Below are 1,625 nucleotides of genomic sequence, written 5' to 3' on the forward strand. Positions count from 1 at the left end.
CATCAATGATGTCCCCTACACCTGTGAGTCATAGTTATATATAATTTAAAATGCATATTCTCACTATAAATTTTCTTTATAGCTGATTGAATTTAAAATAAATTCATCTTTACCCACAATTAAAATTAAAAAGACAAACCCAAATTTATAGAAATAATTATCAAATCACACAATAGAATTTATAAAAGAAAAAAGTGGCAGAATGTTCTACCACTTTAAAATACACTTATTAAACTAGAAATATACTTATTCAATTAGAAAATATAACTGTTGCTAGATACAATAAAAGTCACCTTTATTTGTATCATTCATTTCTATTAAATCTTCAATAGTGAACTTATCCACATAATTAGTAACCACAGTATAAAGACCTTTCCAGAAAGGTAAAGTCTGGCACATTGAAGCAAGTTCACAAGTATTTTCTTCTGTTTCAAGGCAAGGAATCGGAGCTAAAGAACCCTCAATAAATCTTAGCACATCACCAACAACAATATTACTTGCCGGTCTGGATAGCTTATAACCACCGGAATGACCTCTAAGACTGTTTAAGAAACCACCTTTATTCAGCATACCAACAATGGTTTCCATATATTTAATAGAAATTTTCTGTCTTTCGGAAATGCTTTTAATTGAAATATAACCATCCTTTGCGTTAATAGCAAGGTCAATTAAAATTCTCAATGCATATCTACCTTTGGTGGAAACTTTCATTTTCTTCTCTCCTTTCCCTACTTTTTCTATAGGAATAGTTATATTTTAACAGAGAGATAAGAAAAAATCAAGCCTTCTTTATCTTATTATCAACAATTACTACATTGTCACCAACATTAATATCCATTTGATAAAGATACATATCCCCTTGCTTAATGACTTTTTTGTTGTTGTCTTCATCAAGCAGTATCACTTCATCCATTGGCACTTGACCATCAGGCAAACCCTCACAACCAAAGTCAGGTTCAATAATATCAAGAACTTTGTAAATCATTACTTCACCAATTTAATAATCTTCTCAATATCTTCTTTTGGTCTGTAACCAACTACAGAATCAATGATTTCACCATTTTTAATAACAACAATGGTTGGAATACTTACAATCTTGAAAGCATTTGAAAGTTCAGGTTCTTCATCAACATTGACTTTACAAACCTTTACATCAGGATAATCCTTTGCAACTTCTTCAACTACAGGTGCCATCATCTTGCAAGGACCACACCAAGTTGCCCAAAAGTCAATTACTACTACCTTTTCAGTTTCCATAACCTCATTATGGTAGCTATCTTTAGTTAAATTAATAATACTCATATTTTTCACCTTATTTTTCTTTATAGTATAGCATACAGTGACAGTAGCCCTCAAAGTTAGGGTCGGCAATTTGTTCTCTAAACTCCTTGCACATACACTTGTAGTCCTCTGTTTTTTCTCTTCTACAAGGGCAATAGCCATCCTTTTCTTTAAGACCTTGTTTTACTGCCTCTACTATTTCTTTATTTTCATTATATCTTATTTTCATTTTCGTAACCTAAAAATTTTAATTTTGAATATATGATTTTATTGTGCATCTCAATACAATTGCAAGCAAACTTTTTCGGACGAACACTTAAGTGAACATCAAAGAAAACAGATCG

At 31.1% G+C, this 1,625-nt stretch carries 4 protein-coding genes; all 4 read right to left on the bottom strand.

The genetic code is table 11. From position 1 onward, the window contains the following. Positions 1-273: 273 nt before the first annotated feature. Positions 274-711 carry an RrF2 family transcriptional regulator gene (locus WMO18_RS10830; RefSeq protein ID WP_022505341.1) on the bottom strand — a complete coding sequence of 146 codons (438 nt, stop codon included), beginning with the start codon at positions 709-711 and terminating at the stop codon, positions 274-276. Positions 712-778: 67 nt separating this feature from the next. Beyond that, complete coding sequence (locus WMO18_RS10835; RefSeq protein WP_022505340.1) at positions 779-985, bottom strand: hypothetical protein; 207 nt, start codon at positions 983-985, stop codon at positions 779-781. Beyond that, on the bottom strand, positions 985-1,302 hold the full coding sequence (gene trxA / locus WMO18_RS10840; RefSeq protein ID WP_022505339.1) for a thioredoxin: 318 nt from the start codon (positions 1,300-1,302) through the stop codon (positions 985-987). Before trxA ends, WMO18_RS10835 begins: the two co-directional genes overlap by 1 nt. A 10-nt stretch (positions 1,303-1,312) precedes the next feature. After that, positions 1,313-1,510: a ferredoxin-thioredoxin reductase catalytic domain-containing protein gene (locus WMO18_RS10845; protein WP_211148404.1), complete on the bottom strand. Its 198-nt coding sequence runs from the start codon at positions 1,508-1,510 to the stop codon at positions 1,313-1,315. Between the last annotated feature and the right edge of the window lie 115 nt (positions 1,511-1,625).

This window comes from Ruminococcoides intestinihominis, assembly GCF_040096285.1.
Classification (GTDB): Bacteria; Bacillota; Clostridia; order Oscillospirales; family Acutalibacteraceae; genus Ruminococcoides; species Ruminococcoides intestinihominis.